Raw genomic sequence first — 17,335 nt, 5'->3', positions numbered from 1 at the left:
GCGCTATTTATGGATCGATTATTGGATAGACGCTATAATTGTTTCCTGAGGTATTGGGAGAGTTACCCTATAAAATCCCATAGCAAAGATATCACTGAGATACTGTTCTGTGGCATCTCTTGCAGTTTCGAAAACATTAGTGAATGCGCTCTCAAAGCTGTAAACCAAATCTAGATCCCGCGGGTATTATTGGAAATAAGCTATTATTTAGGAAGCGTAATGATGTCGTTGGCTATAGTCATGGCTGGGAATGATGTCAGGGCTCATGATGACGTTAGCGCTTTGGAGACTGGTGGTGCGGGATATTTCTATGTTGGTTTGGATTACAGTCCAGCGTTTAGCAAGATAAGAGATTTTAGTATAAGGGAGAGTAACGGAGAGACTAAGGCAGTATATCCATACTTAAAGGATGGAAAGAGTGTAAAGCTTGAGTCACACAAGTTTGACTGGAACACTCCTGATCCTCGGATTGGGTTTAAGGACAACATGCTTGTAGCTATGGAAGGCAGTGTTGGTTATGGTATTGGTGGTGCCAGGGTTGAGCTTGAGATTGGTTACGAGCGCTTCAAGACCAAGGGTATTAGAGATAGTGGTAGTAAGGAAGATGATGCTGATACAGTATATCTACTAGCTAAGGAGTTAGCTTATGATGTTGTTACTGGACAGACTGATAAGCTTTCTGCTGCTCTTGCCAAGACTTCTGGTAAAGACATCGTTCAGTTTGCTAAGGCGGTTGGGGTTTCTCATCCTAATATCGATGGGAAGGTTTGTGTGACGAAGAAGGGGAGCACGAACTACGCGAAATATGTAGAGGTAACGGAAAGCGGAAGCAACGATGGGGGTGTTGCGTTGTGTGGTGGGAAAGCCCACGGAGCTGGTACTTCTGGGACGAACAACGGGTCCGTCAATGGGGAAGTTCTCAAGGACTTTGTGAGAGGTGCGTTGAAGGGAGATGGAAGTAAGAATTGGCCAACGTCCACAGGCAAACAACAGGGGGCAAGTGATCCAGTTGCGAACGACAACGCCACAGCCGTCGCGAAAGACCTAGTACAGGAGCTAACCCCCGAGGAAAAAACCATAGTAGCAGGGTTACTAGCTAAAACTATTGAAGGTGGTGAGGTTATTGAGATTAGGGCCGTTTCTTCTACTTCTGTGATGGTCAATGCTTGCTATGATCTTCTTAGTGAAGGTTTAGGCGTTGTTCCTTATGCTTGCGTTGGTCTCGGTGGGAACTTCGTGGGCGTTGTTGATGGGCATATCACTCCTAAGCTTGCTTATAGGTTAAAGGCTGGCTTGAGTTATCAGCTCTCTCCTGAAATCTCGGCTTTTGCAGGTGGCTTCTACCATCGCGTTGTTGGTGATGGTGTTTATGATGATCTGCCGGCTCAACGTCTTGTAGATGATACTAGTCCGGCGGGTCGTACTAAGGATACTGCTATTGCTAACTTCTCCATGGCTTATGTCGGTGGGGAATTTGGTGTTAGGTTCGCTTTTTAATACGCCTTATAAATTTCTTTAGAACAGGTCATTCTAGCGTTCTTTAAAATGTATACTCCGTGTTAGAAACGAGCATAACTCCCTTGCAAGCACACTTATATAGAACAAGAAGCATGTATTTTATTGAAATAGATTTTATTTTGGTACTATTGATAAATGGAATGTCAATTCGTAACGACATTCTATAAGGCGGAGGAATGAGTGGTAAAGCGGCAAACAGATACCATATTTGCCCTGTCTACAGCGCAGGGGAAGTCAGGAGTGGCAGTGATAAGAATCTCAGGGCCAAGTTCTATGGAAGCCTTAAGATTGCTGGGTGTAAAAGATGATATTAGTCCCAGAGTAGCGCATTGTAGGCTCCTACATGATAGTAAGGGTAGACTAATAGATCAGGCAGTTGTCCTATACTTTCCAAAACCTGGCAGTTTTACAGGAGAAGACGTTGTTGAACTACAAGTTCATGGTAGTAGAGCCGTTATTCGTCTCTTATATGAAGAATTACAAACATTTATTCGTATAGCCGAGCCAGGGGAATTCTCCCTACGTGCATATCTAAATGGTAAGATAGACCTTACTAGAGCTGAGGGAATAGCAGATCTCATTAATGCCGAAACGGATGCACAATTACGACAAGCTTTGGCACAGTCTACAGGCAAATTAGAGAAGCAGTATGATCAGTGGAGGAGTATTCTTCTTGATATACTCACGGATCTTGAAGCCTGTATAGATTTTCCAGAAGATGTTGATTCTTCATGTGTGCTGGGTGGTATATATAATAACATCGAAAAGTTATGTGCTGTCCTTGGGCAGTACCTTAATGATGGCCATAGAGGAGAAAGACTACGTAGTGGTGTAAGGGTTGTTATTCTTGGCCCTCCAAATGCAGGTAAGTCTACCCTGTTTAATAGTATAGCACGGCGCAATGCAGCAATTGTGTCCGAACACCCAGGAACAACAAGAGATGTGTTAGAAGTTGCCATCGATATTGGGGGATATCCCTACATAGTATTGGATACAGCAGGCATTAGAGAAAGCTGTGATGGAATTGAACAAGAAGGCATAAAACGTGCAAAAATGGCGGCTGAAGAAGCTGATATTAAAATTGTGATGTACCCCTATGAAACAACATCTATGCAGGGAATTGACCCGATATGCGATCTACAAGATGAAAAAACCATTTTGGTACTTAGCAAGGCTGATAATGTTGATTTACCTGAATCCAAGTGTATAGACGGAAAGGAGTTTCACCTTATATCAGTGCATCAAGATAGGGGAATTGGCAAGCTACTAACTCTAATACAAGAAAAGTCGAGGGACAGTTTTCCCCAGGAAGGAGATGTATTTATCACTTCTCAAAGGCATAGAAGCCACTTACAGAAAGCTCTGCAGGCTGTGGATGCTGTTTCTAAGGTGATGCCTATTGAGATTGTAGCAGAGCACCTCAGAATAGCCGCATATGAGTTGGGAAGGGTTACAGGTGCTGTTAGTGGTGATGACATTCTGGACGACATTTTCAGTAAATTTTGTATTGGGAAATAAACCAGGTACCGGTAGTTAACTATTGTTTTTATGGACCGGACGTAGGTGAAGTATCAAGGGAAATACCTGGGTTGAGCGTGAAAGTGTGAAGAGTTCTTACGAGCAGATACTCGTGTGTCACAGTAACAGCTGGTATAAAAAAGGCACAATTTATTATTGTTTCCAAGCGCATCCGCACCTAGGAATAAGGAAATGCACTGGTAGAGGTCCCACAATACACAGTACTAAAGTTTCGTGCATCCTGGGAAGTATCAACACACAAAAATGGACTGAAAATGAATAATCCAAGAGATACCCATGGGAACAAGAGCGTGCTACCAAGAAAATTGCAAATTCTAAGCGTAAGTTTTATATTGATGTCACCACTCGGAAGAGGAAAAACTCTACTACAATCCGTACAACGTTAATGGTGCTAGGTAACTTCAAATCACTTACGTGCAAAGAGTGACCAATTGCCACATCTATCAAATCCACTTCCAAACTCTTTGGGATATGATGCGGTGAACAACGAATTATCTAGTGACCGGAGTAAGTTTATTACACCACCACGCTTCACCCCGATGCATTTTTGTTCATTTAAGAACACTAGTGGTACTTCCATTTTCATTTCAGCATCTTGAGCTACAAACTGAAAGTCAACATGCGCTATTGCACCACTTACTGGATGCTTTTATATATCTTCAGTAATCACGTACTCTTTTTTCTCAGCAAAACCTGGGAGTTTTACGGGGAAGAAGTTGTAGAACTACACGCTCGTGGTAGTAGAGATGTTATGCATCTTTTATACTATGGTGGCTAAGAACTACGTTGACATAGCTATTCTCAGTATTGGTAGAAGACGCAAACTGGTTATTAAGTGAAGTGTTACGATACGCTGTTTCCTTATTCATTCTGAAGATCATTTAACGTCTAGAAGTATAGACCTATCCTGAGATACTTTTTTCTTTTGGTTATAGGCTATATATCAACGTCTCATCATGGCACTATAAAGACTTGCATTACTCAGCTCCACTTCCTTCTAGCTTTGGTGTTTTAGTTATAGATAATCAAAATACCTTACGGCATCTCCGTTTATTTTACTGGTGATTTAATACGTCTATCATCTCACCTGGATGTTATTCCCTTTCGGGCTCACAGCATTTTCTTCTAATTGGAAAAAATTTTGGATATACGGTACATATCTGCATGGCCACGCAGTCAAGCGATGTAGGCTTATCATACTGGTACTGAGCATTCTACTTGCAATAAACTAGTATTTCTCGATACCCTACCCTGTGCATCATAAATGCTCATGCAATAATGCCAGAGTATTTTGTCAGATTGCTTGATAGTTATTCCTGTATTAAATACGGGTTTTCTATAGATCGCTTACTCAACAAATCAATTTCAAGAGCTTGCATTTCTTGGGCATCTTCGGGAACTTCATGATCGTAACCCAATATATGCAACACTCCATGTATTAACATGTGAGTGAAATGAGCGTGGACCTCTACTCCCAAGGTTTTTGACTCGTACGTAAGCCTATCTATGGATAAAAATATTTCACCTAAACAACAATTGTGCGAAAGAGCCTCATAGTTGAAGGATAAAACGTTCGTAGGTTTGTTTATGTTTCTATATTTGTGATTTAACTCCAATAGAAGAGCATCATGCGCAAGAACAACAGAAACAATGGGATTGTACCTATCTACCTTAAGCTCGCGCAAAGCAAACAACACTATTTCTTGTGACGTAGCCTTGGGCTTCCTTATAATACGATACCATTTCCTATCAATAGTGCTTACTTCTACAGGCATGTTGAATTATTGATTTGACATCTCTATTATCGTATCCCACTCAGCTGGAGTAACTTCGGAGACGGAAAGTCTAGGTTGTTTTAGTATCGCCATACTGCTTAAAGACTCAACTGACTTGATTTCCTGCAAACTGATACTACGCTTCAAAGCACTATGGAATTCAACATCGATACACCCAAACCTATCATTTTCAGGTATATAGAACTCCCTGCAAACCTTCACTATTCCCTTTATAGCTTTCTCTGCACCTGCGTGATAAAAAAAAGCAAAATCCCCAACTGATGCTGCTTTTAGATTACCTTGGGCTTGATAATTCTTCACACCGTCCCACGTAGTGACACACACCGCAAGCATATCACCCCAGGCAAAATCTGCTGGCTCAGATTTCAAGAGCCAAAACCTTCTTTCTTGCACTACTTCTTTCTTAAAAACGCAGGGACATCAAAAGACTTACTATTCCAGTTTAAAGAGGAATTGCGATTTCCAGAGCCACGAGAAAACAAATCAGCCTCTGCCGGAGCACCACTACTCTCTTGTCCAGCCCTAGCATAACCAGAGACCCCAACTCTTGCGGAATCTCCCCCAACATCCGAGACACCCAGATCACTTTCCGAGCCCCTAGTCATTCTACCCTTGGGATTTGAAGTATGAGTACTATCTATACCCGTAGCCAGAACAGATACCCTAATTCTACCAGCACTATTCTCATCGAAGGTAGATCCGAAGATTATATTCGCCTCCTCATCAACTTCCTCCCGTATCCGGTTTGCGGCAGCATCAACCTCAAACAGCGTCATATCCATTCCACCGGTTATATTTATGAGAATACCCCGCGCACCCTTCATAGATATATTGTCCAGCAAAGGATTAGAGATAGCAGCTTCGGCAGCAGCAACTGCTCTATGCTCACCCTCTGCCTCTCCCGTACCCATCATGGCCTTGCCCATCTCACTCATGACAACCTTAACGTCAGCGAAGTCTAGGTTTATCAACCCTGGCATAACCATTAAGTCTGTGATACCACGCACGCCTGTATGCAACACAGTGTCGGCCAACTTGAACGCGTCAGCGAAAGTAGTGTTCTCGTTAGCTATACGAAACAAATTCTGATTAGGAATTACGATCAAGGTATCAACATGCTTTTGCAGCTCCTCCAGACCGTATTCCGCAGTTTTCATCCTGTGGGCACCTTCGAAATGAAATGGCCTAGTGACCACACCCACAGTTAGAATTTTGCTGTCTTTTGCAGCCTTAGCGATAACAGGAGCTGCACCAGTTCCAGTGCCTCCACCCATACCCGCAGTTATAAATAGCATATTGCTATCTGAGATCTCTGCGATTATCTCCTCTATTGATTCCTCAGCCGCTCCACGACCAATCTCAGGCAGAGAACCAGCCCCCAAACCTTTTGTGAGGTTCATTCCCAACTGGATCTTCTTCTCTGATAATGAACAATCCAACGCCTGAGCGTCAGTATTTGCCACAACAAAATTAACGCCCTGCAAACAAGACTGTATCATGTTATTTACTGCGTTTCCTCCCGCGCCTCCAACCCCTAAAACGGTAATACGAGGCCTTATCACAGACTGATCAGGCAGATAAACATGCAGCGACATCAACGTATAAAAACTTACACCATCCCGAATGGTACAACTTTAGTCCACCAATGTAAATAGTTTAAGTTTGCCTGAGTATGCGATATGGAAAGTACTGTGAAATGATTTTTAATAAAGTATTGTTTAGCCTAGAAATCTTAAGTTGATAATATTCCAAAGTAGTAATATTATCATCAGCTGGCAAGGGCACTTTTTGCGCCAGTATTGTACAGCTGTATAATAAGCAGATGGTAGGAACAAGTTTTTATTGATGCACCGAGAAAACATGAATAGGGTTGAACCTCTAGGAGAATTTGATGTGGAGATCCAACAGTTGTGTGTTGGGTCGTGCGTGCGCTATTGTGGAAGAGTGAATTTGACTGTGAGTGACGAGTTTAGCGGCATTTTTTGGCTGTGTGGAGGCCTGGGTGCGTTCGAGTCATTCAGTGGCAAACTATTTGTTGATGATGGAGTATATAGGGCAAGCATAGATTGCGGGGAACGCCAAGCACGTAGTGGTTCCATAAATCTAAAGCAGGTAAATTTGAAAAAGGATCAGAAGGTCCTCGAGCTTATCGAAGTTGATGGAGGAAAAACCAGTTTGATACTGCGAAGGGTATAAAGTTGCCTCTCATTTGTGGAGTTATAGGGTGCCTTTCAAGTTAGAAAGGCGCGTGCAGTTGTTGTCTTGTATTGAAGTCTTTTGGAGTTAGGTGGTGTAATGCAATTCTTGTTTATGTATCATCGTGTTATGAAAGGAAAATCTTCAAAACAAGGATAGGAACAGCCCTAGCATAACAAAGGAACATAGAGGCCTTGGGTTTAAATTAACAAAAACATTAGAAGCCACAGAGATGGAAAACTTCTGAATAATATCAGTAAGAGTAGAGAAGATGTAAGAAAGCTTATCATTAAGATCAGCAGAAGAAAGAGTACAGATAGTGCCGGAGTCAATCAGAGAAAGAGAACCAGACGGTTTTTTAGTACAACAGCCCAACCCGCGTCTTCAACCCATCACAGGGTACATTTCCCGTGGTTATGGCTTACCCAACCTGAACCACTTCACATACCCCCATCTTCTAAGGCCTGCAATTCCCTCACAGCAACAAGAGATATTACCTGTACACTAGGTAATACGCCTCAGCCCCGCACGCACCAAAAAGCACCCACTACAAGATCTTGTACACACTCCAGAAAGCAATGTCTCCTGTTGTAGAAGCCTCAGCATGCAAAACGCTGTCATGGTATTGGCAAAAAAAATGCTTTGCTATTACCACGTACATACAAGCAGTGGTTGTGACTCACAGATTAACCTATTTTTAATGGTAACGATAAGTTATGCGCTATGGTCGCGGTAATACTAGTGATATTGAGCACATTATCGAGATTTTTGAGAAGAATAAACAGCCTTCAAACCCACTTCGCTAAAAGCAAAGTCAGCATGTAAATACTCCATAAGTTGGAATGTTGAGAAAATTAGACCAATAGTAAAAGCAAGCGAAGACTTTATGTCATCTATAATAAGATAGTGATGTGACCAAGTTATGGTACACCCCAATAGTAATAATGTCACCGTGTTCATAAATGGCAGAAACCATGCGGACTCTATTCCCACAGGTGACCATACTGTGGATACTTCCTCCGTGAAATCTACTAGCTGATATGCGGAAAATAACAAATTACGAGCTAGCTTTTTCTATAGAGAACAAACCATGCCTTATCCATGACATGCAGTGCATATCATAGAACCTAGTTAGAATTTAATGTGCAAAACATGTAAAGTTTGTTGTGGATAAATAGTTCTGCACCACAGCACCAGTAATGCAAGAAGATGCCTATCTCAATACTATTAAGAGTGTAAAAGGTGCAAACATCATTGACCCTTCTACTATAACATAAAGTACCAAATGATGGCATTATCAGGGATCTCGGGAATTTCGGCATCTTGGGAGCTTCAGGAATTCTAGGCATCTCGGGCATTTCAGGTATTTCAGAAATTTCGGGTATCCCAGGAATTTCAGGTATTCTCGGTATTTCAGGTATTCTTGGTATTTGAGGAACTTTGGGAATTTCAGGCGCATCAAGCATATCAGAGCGTACAGTTTAAGAGTTTTTTCACATAGTCTTCTTTAAGTACCAGATGCAGTGCCAGGCGCTTATGGTAGTCTAGATAATAAGGCAACTCATGAACACAAAGTACGCACCTTGCATAAAGAAGGCCATTCTACATGGCGCATATGTTCATAATTTATTTGCCATGTCAACAACACAGGATAACTCCGGTATCAGAATATCTTAGCCAAGGTTTCCCATAGAAGGCTCAAGATTGTTGGGTATCATAGCCTCATAGTAGTACACGGGAATCTATGTAAATATTGTAAGCTCCTGCCGATGGTTGGGGTAGGTAAATAGATTAGGCTGCGGTTTTATACTTTCCAAAACCTGGGAGTTTTACGGGGAAGAAGTTGTAGATCTACACGCTCGTGGTGGTAGAGATGTTATGCATCTTTTATACTATGGTGGCTAAGAACTACGTTGACATAGCTATTCGCAGTATTGGTAGAAGACGCAAACTGGTTATTAAGTGAAGTGTTACGATACGCTGTCTCCTTATTTATTCTGAAGATCATTTAACGTCTAGAAGTATAGACCTATCCTGAGATACTTTTTTCTTTTGGTTATAGGCTATATATCGACGTCTCATCATGGCACTATAAAGACTTGCATTACTCAGCTCCACTTCCTTCTAGCTTTGGTGTTTTAGTTATAGATAATCAAAATACCTTACGGCATCTCCGTTTATTTTACTGGTGATTTAATACGTCTATCATCTCACCTGGATGTTATTCCCTTTCGGGCTCATGACATCTTTCATAAATTTGTATGAAAAATGTGAAGCTTGATTGCGATAGGTTCAGAAACCGAAATGTTGCAGTTATAGCGCTACTAACATTTCTGAAATTTTTCCACAAATGCCACTATATCTTCAACTTTTGCCATTTTTCCCGGGCCTTCCTCACCGCAAGCAAGTATCCCTGTTTCCGGTTCAATAATAAAGACTTTGTCCTGCTTTAAAGTATTTAAATTACGCTGCATAGCTGGAGATTGCCACATTACAGTGTTCATAGCCGGAGCCATTATCACAGGCACATTAGCCGCCATAAGAATCGTAGTAGGCAGATCATCACATATACCATGAGCCGCCTTTCCCATGATATCAGCGCTTGCGGGAACAACCAATATTAGGTCTGTACCCCTGGACAAAGAAATATGCTTCATACACTCCTGCGGAGAAAAGGAGTCACTCTCAGTGTAAGTATTAGCATCAGAAAGCGCTGAGACAGACAGCGGTGTGATGAATTGTTCTCCCGCCTTACTTAAAACGCAACGTAAATTGTATTTTCTTCTTCTTAACTCTCTGATAACCTCAAGTGCTTTATAAGCAGCAACGCTGCCTGTTATTATTAGTAGTATATCCATCTCTAACCTATGGCAATAATACACAATTCTTCATCAAGTCCTTCTAATCGTGTAGGCAAAACTGCAAAATTACCTGAAGTACCTGGGATGTTTTCCAGCATATACGATATACAAGGAGTAGACAACGAGAAGGGCCTGCTTCTAGAAAAACTCTGTGGAGGCTCAAGGATCGTAGATTTGCTATTATATGCCCCATATAGTTATGTAGATCGAAGAAATTCTCAGTTAACTCCTTTATCCCGCAGAGGCAGTGTTGTTACATTCCTAGGTGTCGCAAAGAAGCACGTTCCTCCTTACAAAAGAAGGAAATCCAGTAAATCCCCCTACAAAGTGCAATTAGGTACGGAAATTGGGGATATTTGGCTAATATTTTTCAATTACTCACAGCCATATCTTGAGAGTGTATTAGAAGTAGGCAAGCAGTGTTTGGTAAGTGGTAAACTTGAAATACATTGTGGAGAGATGCAGATCACGCATCCGGATTACTGCACTAATAATCTCAAAAAATTTACGGAAATATGTGCACTGGAACCTGTATACTCCGTAACAAAAGGGTTACATTCCAGGGTTATACACAAGTTAATAAAAGTTGCGCTAAAGTCTATTCAAGCACAACATGAGTGGCTTCCCGCAGATCTAATAGAAGAAAATTCATGGCTAAGCTGGCAAGAAAGTGTCTATAAAATGCACACTCCTGAAAACGTTGAAGAAGTACGACGCATAAAGGGACGACTTGCATACGACGAGCTCATGGCTTACCACGCAGCAGTATATTTTGCTCGACAACATGGTAGGAGAAAAGGTGTTGCACTCGAAGTGAAGGGTACTAATTATCAGGAGGTCTTAAAAAGGCTGGGCTTCGAACTCACTGCAGGGCAAAAATCCGCGATAAGAGAGATTACTAGGGCGCAGACATCTGATCAACAAATGGCAAAACTTCTACAAGGAGATGTAGGAAGCGGAAAGACAGTTGTTGCGCTATTTGCAATGCTCAACACAGTAGAGAGCAGCGGGCAGGTGGCCGTTATGGTTCCCACAGAAATGCTAGCAGAACAGCATTGCTCCTGGATAAAAAAGTTACTAGAAGGCATGGATATATGTATCGAATTATTGACTGGTAAAACAAAAAACAAAAATACGATACATGCTAGATTGCTATCAGGTGAAATTCACATTTTGATAGGAACACATGCTTTGTTCCAAGAATCCGTAAAATTTCATAACTTACGGCTTGTGGTTATAGATGAACAACAGCGCTTCGGTGTGTTACAACGCATGAAGTTGATAGAAAAGGGAGATTCAGCAGACATATTGTTTATCACTGCAACACCCATACCTAGAACACTAGAGCAGATATTGTATGGCAATATGGATCGCATTACTTTGAAAGATAAGCCCGCATGCAGATTGCCTGTGAAAACCAGTATCGTGAAAGTATGCATGATAGATGATTTGTGCAAAAGGCTGAAAAACATGATATCACGAGAGCATAAAATTTACTGGATATGCCCTTATATTGAGGGTTCAGAAGATAACGATGTTGCCTCTGTAGAAGAAAGATTTGAGTTTCTAAAAAACATGTTCGGCAACAACATTGTTGGTGTATCGCATGGAGCCATGACGCAAATCGGCAATGAAAGCGCTTTGCAAGCATTTTACGCTGGTAATATTAAGGTGCTAGTTGCTACTTCCATTATCGAAGTGGGTATAAACGTCCCTGACGCAACCATCATTGTCATCGAAAATCCTGAGAGATTTGGTTTATCCCAGTTACATCAGTTGCGCGGGCGCGTTGGCAGAGGCCACCAGCAGTCTTATTGTATATTGCTACATGGTCCTGTGAGCAAAATTGCATATCGTAAACTTAGCGTTTTGCGCGACTCTCATGACGGATTTCACATTGCAGAACAAGATCTTATATTACGCGGTGGCGGCGATATGTTAGGTTGTCGTCAATCGGGAATTGCAGCTTTCAAGTTTGCAGATGCTCAAGATTTTCATGCCATGGTGAAAGCCCATGCTGCTGTTAGTGATATTGTTAAAAACGAAGATGGTCGTAAGTTAGCCTATAGACTGACTCAAATATTTGGGCACTCGTTGCCCCACATCAAGTACTAGTTTTTCACCCAGTTGCAGTGGAGTTTTGTATGATACACATAGGTATTTTACGATAAAAATCATGTCTTTTTTCGAGATCTAAACTGTAAAGAGGTTTGGTACCATACTTGGGATTGCGCAGCATGTAAAAGTGTGAATAATGTAAAGTTCACTAAGGGGTCGCGGAGGCCATCATGAAAAAAGTTTTGGTGTTTGGAGGCAGTGGATTTATAGGCAGATATTTGGTATGCGAACTAGTAGCTCGCAAATACTCTGTTACTGTCTACACACGTAATCATGAAAAAGCTGCACGGCTAAAACTTTTTGGAAGGTTAGGGCAAGTTGACATCGTATGTGGTAAACTTTCAGATGCTGCCTTGATACAAAAGCTCATAGCTGATTGCGATGTGATAGTAAATCTTGTAGGTACAATCAGTGATCCTAGAGGCGCTGTGTTGCAGTATCTACACGTAACTTTTCCCAGCAATATAGCAAAACTCGCGACGAAGCACGGGAAAATGTTTGTACATTTTTCAGCCATGGGAGCAGATATAGCAAAAACATCCTCATATGCACAAAGCAAGTTAGAGGGGGAGAAGCGCATCAGAGATGTATGCGAAGACGCGGTAATACTAAGGCCTAATTTAGTATTCGGAGACGGTGACAATTTCTTCAATAAGTTTGCTAACCTAGCAAGAGTAGCTCCATTTATGCCGTTGTTCGGTGGAGGAAAAAATTTACTACAACCCGTACATGTCGATGATGTTGTCAACGTTGCTATGGACTTGATAGTGAATCAGGCATCATCTGGAACATATGAAGTTGCTGGCCCTACAGTATATTCTTTGAAGGACCTGATAAAGTTTGTTCTTGTAGCGACGGGAAGGAAGAAGCCGATGCTATCTATTCCAAGCAAAATGGCCAAATTTATAGCTTATATCTGTGAAATAAAGATCGTGTCTTTTATCTTGCAACCAGCAACAGGATCGTCCGAACCAATAGTGACAAGAGACCAGATTGAGCTGATGAAGTATGATATTATTTTGCCAGATTCCAACAATGTGAGAAAAGGAAAGACAACTATAGAAGAAATCGTTCCTGAATACCTGAAGATTTACGAGAAGGCATCTAATTAAACACAAGCGCAATACCCATGTATCCAGCCTGTTTATTAAAACCGCACCTACAGTAGAACATGCACGAACAATCGCTCCTGTACGGTATGATTAGCTATTACACTCCATTTCACCCACGGGGTAATACCCGGTGAAGCATGCATCACAGTACTGAGGATTGTCACTGTCTCGCTTTGCGCCCCTTATGGCTTTATATAGCCCGTCTATGCTGATGAATGAGAGACTGTCGCAATCTAGCATCTTCACTAGATCTGCTATAGACATGTTATTAGCTACCAAACTTGACCTATGTGGAGTATCTATCCCATAGAAACATGAGTACACTGTAGGAGGGCTCGATATCCTAAGATGTATATTTTTGGTACCGGCTTTTCTAAGTAAAACTATAACTTCACGCAGTGTTGTGCCACGTACTATGCTGTCATCCACCAATACTATGCTCTTCCCTTTTAAAATTGCCGAGTTTGCATTGTGTTTTAGCTCAACACCAAGCTTCCTTGCTTTATCCGTTGGCTGTATGAACGTGCGCCCTACGTAACGGTTCCTTACTATGCCGAACTCAAATGGCACTCCTGATTTTGTTGCATAACCCATAGCCGCCGGAATGCCAGAATCCGGTACCGGCACTACCATGTCTACATCACTTGGAGGAGGGCTTTCTGTAGCAAGCATCGCACCAATGTTTTTACGTGTTTCATACACAGGTTTGCTCTCTACCACACTATCAGGACGCGCAAAATATACGTACTCAAAAATGCAGAAACTATACTTCAGAGGCTTAAACGGAAACAAACTAGTTATATTATTTGACTTATCTATAACTACTAGTTCACCTGGCTTAATATCACGTACAAATGTTGCTCCTACAATGTCTAAAGCACAGGTCTCCGAAGCTAAGACGTACGAACCTTCTACCATTCCTAATACCAACGGTCTGATCCCCGCAGGATCTCGCGCGCCTATAAGTGTGTCACGTACCATTATAACAAACGAGTAGGCTCCCTTTGTCCTTTTTAGTGCATTGATCACACAATCCACAAAAGTTTCTGCTTCGTCTACTACCGCTAAATGAGCAACAACCTCTGTATCTATTTCGGAGGTAAATTGACAGCCCTTGTCTATGAGTTCTTCCCTCAAACTTCGGGCATTTGTCAAATTGCCATTGTGTGCCACGGCAAGCGGCCCGAACCTCCCTTGCACAATAAAAGGCTGCGCTCCTGAAGCTGTTAGACCCCCACTTGTGGAATATCTTACATGTCCAATCGCCATCCTTCCGGTAAGAGTATGAACCTCGGGGTTAGAAAATATGTTGCTAACGCAGCCTCCACTATAAAACGAAACCAGCTCCGAAATGCCCGGTGTTGACGCTGCAATACCAAATGACTCCTGACCACGATGCTGCAGTGCGTGCAAACCCAACAGGCACTTGTGCACAGCATTGCTGTGATTTTGCACGGCAAATATTCCGCATTCCTCATATATACTGGCAAACGGCATGCGCCTCCCCAAACTCTACCATTAAGCATTTTAACATTTAGGAATAGTTCCCTCTAGTAATAATTGCATTATTGGCCTCAAGTGTGCATAACAATACTCGCATTGGTAGACAAATTACACAGCTCAGCCCGTCCAACACCAAATCTGACTCTCCAGTAGGACTGACCTATCGCTGAACCAACAGAACGAAGACCATTGTGTCCTCTACCAAGATTTACTCTATGGTGCCTGAATGCAATTCCATATCATCATGAAACACCGTTATGCGTTCCAGTTTTTGCATGCTAGCACAACTCAACAGCAAAATGCTAGGATGATATATGCGAAAAATGCTCGCGTATACTACACTGAGGTGACTTTTGATACGAACCCTGCGGCATTTCCGTCCAAGAGCATCTGTAAATTCGCTGCTACACTGTTTACTAGGTCGGTAACTTGAGCAATATTTTCAAAATCTGACAACACATAATCCGACAAATTACAGAGTTCTGCCCGTCCAACCCCAAATCTGACTCTCCAATATGCCTTACCTATCGCGGAATCGATAGAACGAAGACCATTGTGTCCTCCACTTCCTCCACCAAGCTTTACTCTTATCGTTCCTGGCTGCAATTCTACATCATCATGAAACACCGTGATATGTTCCGGCGCTATTTTGTGCATGCTAGTACAACTCAACACCGAAGTGCCAGACCTATTCATGTATAAAAGCGGCTTCATCAACATCACACGGTGGGTACCAATGTTCCCAATAGATACCAAAGCATCGTGCTTACTACAAAATTCGGGAAAGAAAAAGCCACGCGCCACAGCATCAATGATCATAAAACCAACATTGTGACGCGTCTCAGCATACCGCTTCCCCGGATTGCCTAATCCGACTAAAAGCAACACAGTTGAATACTACTTACCTGCCTCTGGGATATCACTAGCAGGAGCAGCTTCCTCTGCATCTTCAGAAATTCCCCCACCAGAAGCAACAACAGTAGCAATTACTGGGTCTTCCTCTTTCATGACAACGTTAATGGTGCTAGGCAGCTTTAAATCACTTACGTGCAAAGAGTGCCCAATTGCCACATCTATCAAATCCACTTCCAGACTTTTTGGGATATGATGCGGTGAACAACGAATTATCAATGACCTATGGAGTATGTTTATTACACCACCACGCTTCACCCCTACGCATTTTTGTTCATTCAAAAACACTAGTGGTACTTCCATTTTCATTTCCGCATCTTGATCTACAAACTGGAAGTCAACATGCGCTATTGCACCACTTACCGGATGCTTTTGTATATCTTTAGTAATTACGTACTCTTTTTTCTCGCCAATACAAAGCTCTATCAGCTTGGAAAAAATAGGAAACGTGCGACACTTCTTCAAAAAATCTACTTGCGATAAAGAGATATTTATAGGGTCACGGTTTTTCCCATATATCACGGCAGGTATTAGTCCCCTTGCACGTAAAGCGCGGGCACTCCCTGTACCACACCTCTCACGAACGGAGGCATCTACCTTTATCATGTCTTCATGATCCATCTCGAACTCCTCTCAAAACTTCAAACCCCACACTCATTACTAGGGCATTGTTCAGGATATAACAATACTAAAAGCACTAAAAGGTATATTTTTGAGATAGACAAACGTCTTGTATATGACACACAGATTTCTACGTATCAATGTCAACGCTCTTGAAGCTAAAAGAATCACTTTCTCCTCAGAATTTTAAGGACTCTAGCACACTCTTGAAGAGACGCTCCTAGGTGAAAACGCCCATTGCGCCACAAATTTTTATACATCACTGAAATAGTACATTCTTATGGATCAAAAAATGACTTACGATCCACAGAGTTGGAAGTCAAAACATCTATCTGCGGAACGGAAACGAAGACTATTAAATAACTACAGGCGTTTTCTCTTTTATTTATTATTTATGACATCGTTCTAGCAAGAGTGAGGCCAAGAACTTCTTTAGCCCCGGAGTTCTTAAGGACTCGCGCACATTCTTGAAGTGATGCCCCTGTAGTTACAACGTCATCTATAAGTACAACCACTTTGCCTCTAAAAAGCACGGAATTTGTCACTTTAAAAGAGTTCCAAACATTCTTTGACCGCTTTGAAGCCGATAAATAACTCTGAGGAGTAGTATTTTTTGCTTTTTTCAGTGTAAAAACTTCCAACGGGATTCCGCAAAGTTTACTCAAAGCCCGTGCCAATAACACAGATTGATTGTACTTGCGTCGCCGTAACCGCATACAATGCATAGGAACCGGGACTATTAGCTCTGCTCTTGCAAGCAACTCCTTTCCCTTTTCAAACATCCAACCCGCGTAAGTTTTAATGTTTGATATATCACCATAAAATTTGAACTGTAAAACCATGTGCTTACTTGTATTATCGTACTCAAACACAGACTCCAGTGCTGAAAGATGTGAATTAAATGCTGTGCATCTTACGCATACGCCGGCGTTTTGTTCTAAATTCTTCCCACATTTTATACAGAAATAGCCCTGTAAAAATTTTATATTGTTTATACAGGAAACGCATAATGCCGCATCCCTTACTGTGTAAATTCCACAATTCACACAAGAACGCGGAAAAAAAACCTCAATAAACTTCTGAGCAGTAGTTCTCAATATACAGCCTACACGGCAGTAGCAGCGCTTCACAAAACTGCAAAAGGACACCAACACCTCTT

15 protein-coding genes and 1 pseudogene are annotated in these 17,335 nt (G+C 41.9%); 5 read left to right on the top strand and 11 right to left on the bottom strand.

Translation table 11 applies throughout. The features are described from left to right. Positions 1–219: 219 nt before the first annotated feature. Positions 220–1,497 carry a P44/Msp2 family outer membrane protein gene (locus APHWEB_RS02610; protein ID WP_020849489.1) on the top strand — a complete coding sequence of 426 codons (1,278 nt, stop codon included), beginning with the start codon at positions 220–222 and terminating at the stop codon, positions 1,495–1,497. 201 nt (positions 1,498–1,698) lie between these two features. After that, positions 1,699–3,036 carry a tRNA uridine-5-carboxymethylaminomethyl(34) synthesis GTPase MnmE gene (gene mnmE / locus APHWEB_RS02605; protein WP_020849490.1) on the top strand — a complete coding sequence of 446 codons (1,338 nt, stop codon included), beginning with the start codon at positions 1,699–1,701 and terminating at the stop codon, positions 3,034–3,036. 399 nt (positions 3,037–3,435) lie between these two features. Here mnmE and APHWEB_RS06000 read toward each other — a convergent pair. From APHWEB_RS06000 to ftsZ, 4 genes and pseudogenes are all read right to left on the bottom strand, one after another. Further along, a pseudogene (locus APHWEB_RS06000) lies at positions 3,436–3,715 on the bottom strand (50S ribosomal protein L25); the annotation flags it as partial. Positions 3,716–4,367: 652 nt separating this feature from the next. Then, positions 4,368–4,832 carry an rRNA maturation RNase YbeY gene (gene ybeY, locus APHWEB_RS02600; RefSeq protein ID WP_011451311.1) on the bottom strand — a complete coding sequence of 155 codons (465 nt, stop codon included), beginning with the start codon at positions 4,830–4,832 and terminating at the stop codon, positions 4,368–4,370. Positions 4,833–4,838: 6 nt separating this feature from the next. Continuing rightward, positions 4,839–5,246: an EVE domain-containing protein gene (locus tag APHWEB_RS02595; protein ID WP_011451312.1), complete on the bottom strand. Its 408-nt coding sequence runs from the start codon at positions 5,244–5,246 to the stop codon at positions 4,839–4,841. Beyond that, complete coding sequence (gene ftsZ, locus APHWEB_RS02590) at positions 5,246–6,448, bottom strand: cell division protein FtsZ (RefSeq protein WP_011451313.1); 1,203 nt, start codon at positions 6,446–6,448, stop codon at positions 5,246–5,248. Before ftsZ ends, APHWEB_RS02595 begins: the two co-directional genes overlap by 1 nt. 265 nt (positions 6,449–6,713) lie before the next feature. On the opposite strand from ftsZ, the gene APHWEB_RS02585 reads away from it, so the two are divergent. Further along, on the top strand, positions 6,714–7,049 hold the full coding sequence (locus tag APHWEB_RS02585) for a hypothetical protein (protein WP_011451314.1): 336 nt from the start codon (positions 6,714–6,716) through the stop codon (positions 7,047–7,049). A gap of 756 nt (positions 7,050–7,805) precedes the next feature. Here APHWEB_RS02585 and APHWEB_RS05995 read toward each other — a convergent pair. The 3 genes from APHWEB_RS05995 to APHWEB_RS02570 form a co-directional block, all read right to left on the bottom strand. Further along, a complete protein-coding gene (locus tag APHWEB_RS05995) occupies positions 7,806–8,105 on the bottom strand; it encodes a cytochrome c oxidase subunit 3 (RefSeq protein ID WP_011451316.1) in 300 nt (99 codons plus the stop codon). A 71-nt stretch (positions 8,106–8,176) separates the two neighbouring features. Then, positions 8,177–8,515, bottom strand: coding sequence for a hypothetical protein (locus tag APHWEB_RS02575; RefSeq protein ID WP_020849492.1), 339 nt, complete (start codon positions 8,513–8,515; stop codon positions 8,177–8,179). A gap of 858 nt (positions 8,516–9,373) precedes the next feature. Continuing rightward, positions 9,374–9,907 (bottom strand): phosphopantothenoylcysteine decarboxylase, encoded by a 534-nt coding sequence (locus tag APHWEB_RS02570; RefSeq protein WP_020849493.1) that lies wholly within the window; start codon positions 9,905–9,907, stop codon positions 9,374–9,376. A 9-nt stretch (positions 9,908–9,916) separates the two neighbouring features. Between APHWEB_RS02570 and APHWEB_RS02565 the strand changes: the two genes are divergently transcribed. Together APHWEB_RS02565 and APHWEB_RS02560 are read left to right on the top strand one after the other, a co-directional pair. Then, positions 9,917–12,025, top strand: coding sequence for an ATP-dependent DNA helicase RecG (locus APHWEB_RS02565; RefSeq protein WP_011451319.1), 2,109 nt, complete (start codon positions 9,917–9,919; stop codon positions 12,023–12,025). 173 nt (positions 12,026–12,198) lie between these two features. Then, a complete protein-coding gene (locus APHWEB_RS02560; RefSeq protein ID WP_011451320.1) occupies positions 12,199–13,140 on the top strand; it encodes a complex I NDUFA9 subunit family protein in 942 nt (313 codons plus the stop codon). A gap of 90 nt (positions 13,141–13,230) precedes the next feature. Here APHWEB_RS02560 and purF read toward each other — a convergent pair whose 3' ends face one another. The 4 genes from purF to APHWEB_RS06680 form a co-directional block, all read right to left on the bottom strand. Continuing rightward, a complete protein-coding gene (purF, locus tag APHWEB_RS02555; protein WP_011451321.1) occupies positions 13,231–14,637 on the bottom strand; it encodes an amidophosphoribosyltransferase in 1,407 nt (468 codons plus the stop codon). 342 nt (positions 14,638–14,979) lie between these two features. Beyond that, positions 14,980–15,531 carry an aminoacyl-tRNA hydrolase gene (gene pth / locus APHWEB_RS02550; RefSeq protein WP_011451322.1) on the bottom strand — a complete coding sequence of 184 codons (552 nt, stop codon included), beginning with the start codon at positions 15,529–15,531 and terminating at the stop codon, positions 14,980–14,982. 9 nt (positions 15,532–15,540) lie between these two features. After that, on the bottom strand, positions 15,541–16,176 hold the full coding sequence (locus APHWEB_RS02545) for a 50S ribosomal protein L25/general stress protein Ctc (protein WP_011451323.1): 636 nt from the start codon (positions 16,174–16,176) through the stop codon (positions 15,541–15,543). A gap of 392 nt (positions 16,177–16,568) precedes the next feature. Next, a complete protein-coding gene (locus APHWEB_RS06680) occupies positions 16,569–17,324 on the bottom strand; it encodes a ComF family protein (RefSeq protein WP_020849157.1) in 756 nt (251 codons plus the stop codon). Positions 17,325–17,335 lie beyond the last annotated feature (11 nt).

This window comes from Anaplasma phagocytophilum str. Webster, assembly GCF_000964685.1.
Classification (GTDB): Bacteria; Pseudomonadota; Alphaproteobacteria; order Rickettsiales; family Anaplasmataceae; genus Anaplasma; species Anaplasma phagocytophilum.
Note: the sequence above shows the minus strand (reverse complement) of the source record. Positions and strands in the feature narration are given on the sequence as shown.

Coding starts and splice junctions, on each gene's coding strand:
- ybeY (WP_011451311.1), bottom strand. CDS start 4,832: ATGCCTGTAGAAGTAAGCACTATTGATAGGAAATGGTATCGTATTATA.
- APHWEB_RS02570 (WP_020849493.1), bottom strand. CDS start 9,907: ATGGATATACTACTAATAATAACAGGCAGCGTTGCTGCTTATAAAGCA.
- APHWEB_RS02565 (WP_011451319.1), top strand. CDS start 9,917: ATGGCAATAATACACAATTCTTCATCAAGTCCTTCTAATCGTGTAGGC.
- APHWEB_RS02575 (WP_020849492.1), bottom strand. CDS start 8,515: ATGCTTGATGCGCCTGAAATTCCCAAAGTTCCTCAAATACCAAGAATA.
- ftsZ (WP_011451313.1), bottom strand. CDS start 6,448: ATGTCGCTGCATGTTTATCTGCCTGATCAGTCTGTGATAAGGCCTCGT.
- APHWEB_RS02545 (WP_011451323.1), bottom strand. CDS start 16,176: ATGGATCATGAAGACATGATAAAGGTAGATGCCTCCGTTCGTGAGAGG.
- APHWEB_RS02585 (WP_011451314.1), top strand. CDS start 6,714: ATGAATAGGGTTGAACCTCTAGGAGAATTTGATGTGGAGATCCAACAG.
- APHWEB_RS02610 (WP_020849489.1), top strand. CDS start 220: ATGATGTCGTTGGCTATAGTCATGGCTGGGAATGATGTCAGGGCTCAT.
- purF (WP_011451321.1), bottom strand. CDS start 14,637: ATGCCGTTTGCCAGTATATATGAGGAATGCGGAATATTTGCCGTGCAA.
- APHWEB_RS02560 (WP_011451320.1), top strand. CDS start 12,199: ATGAAAAAAGTTTTGGTGTTTGGAGGCAGTGGATTTATAGGCAGATAT.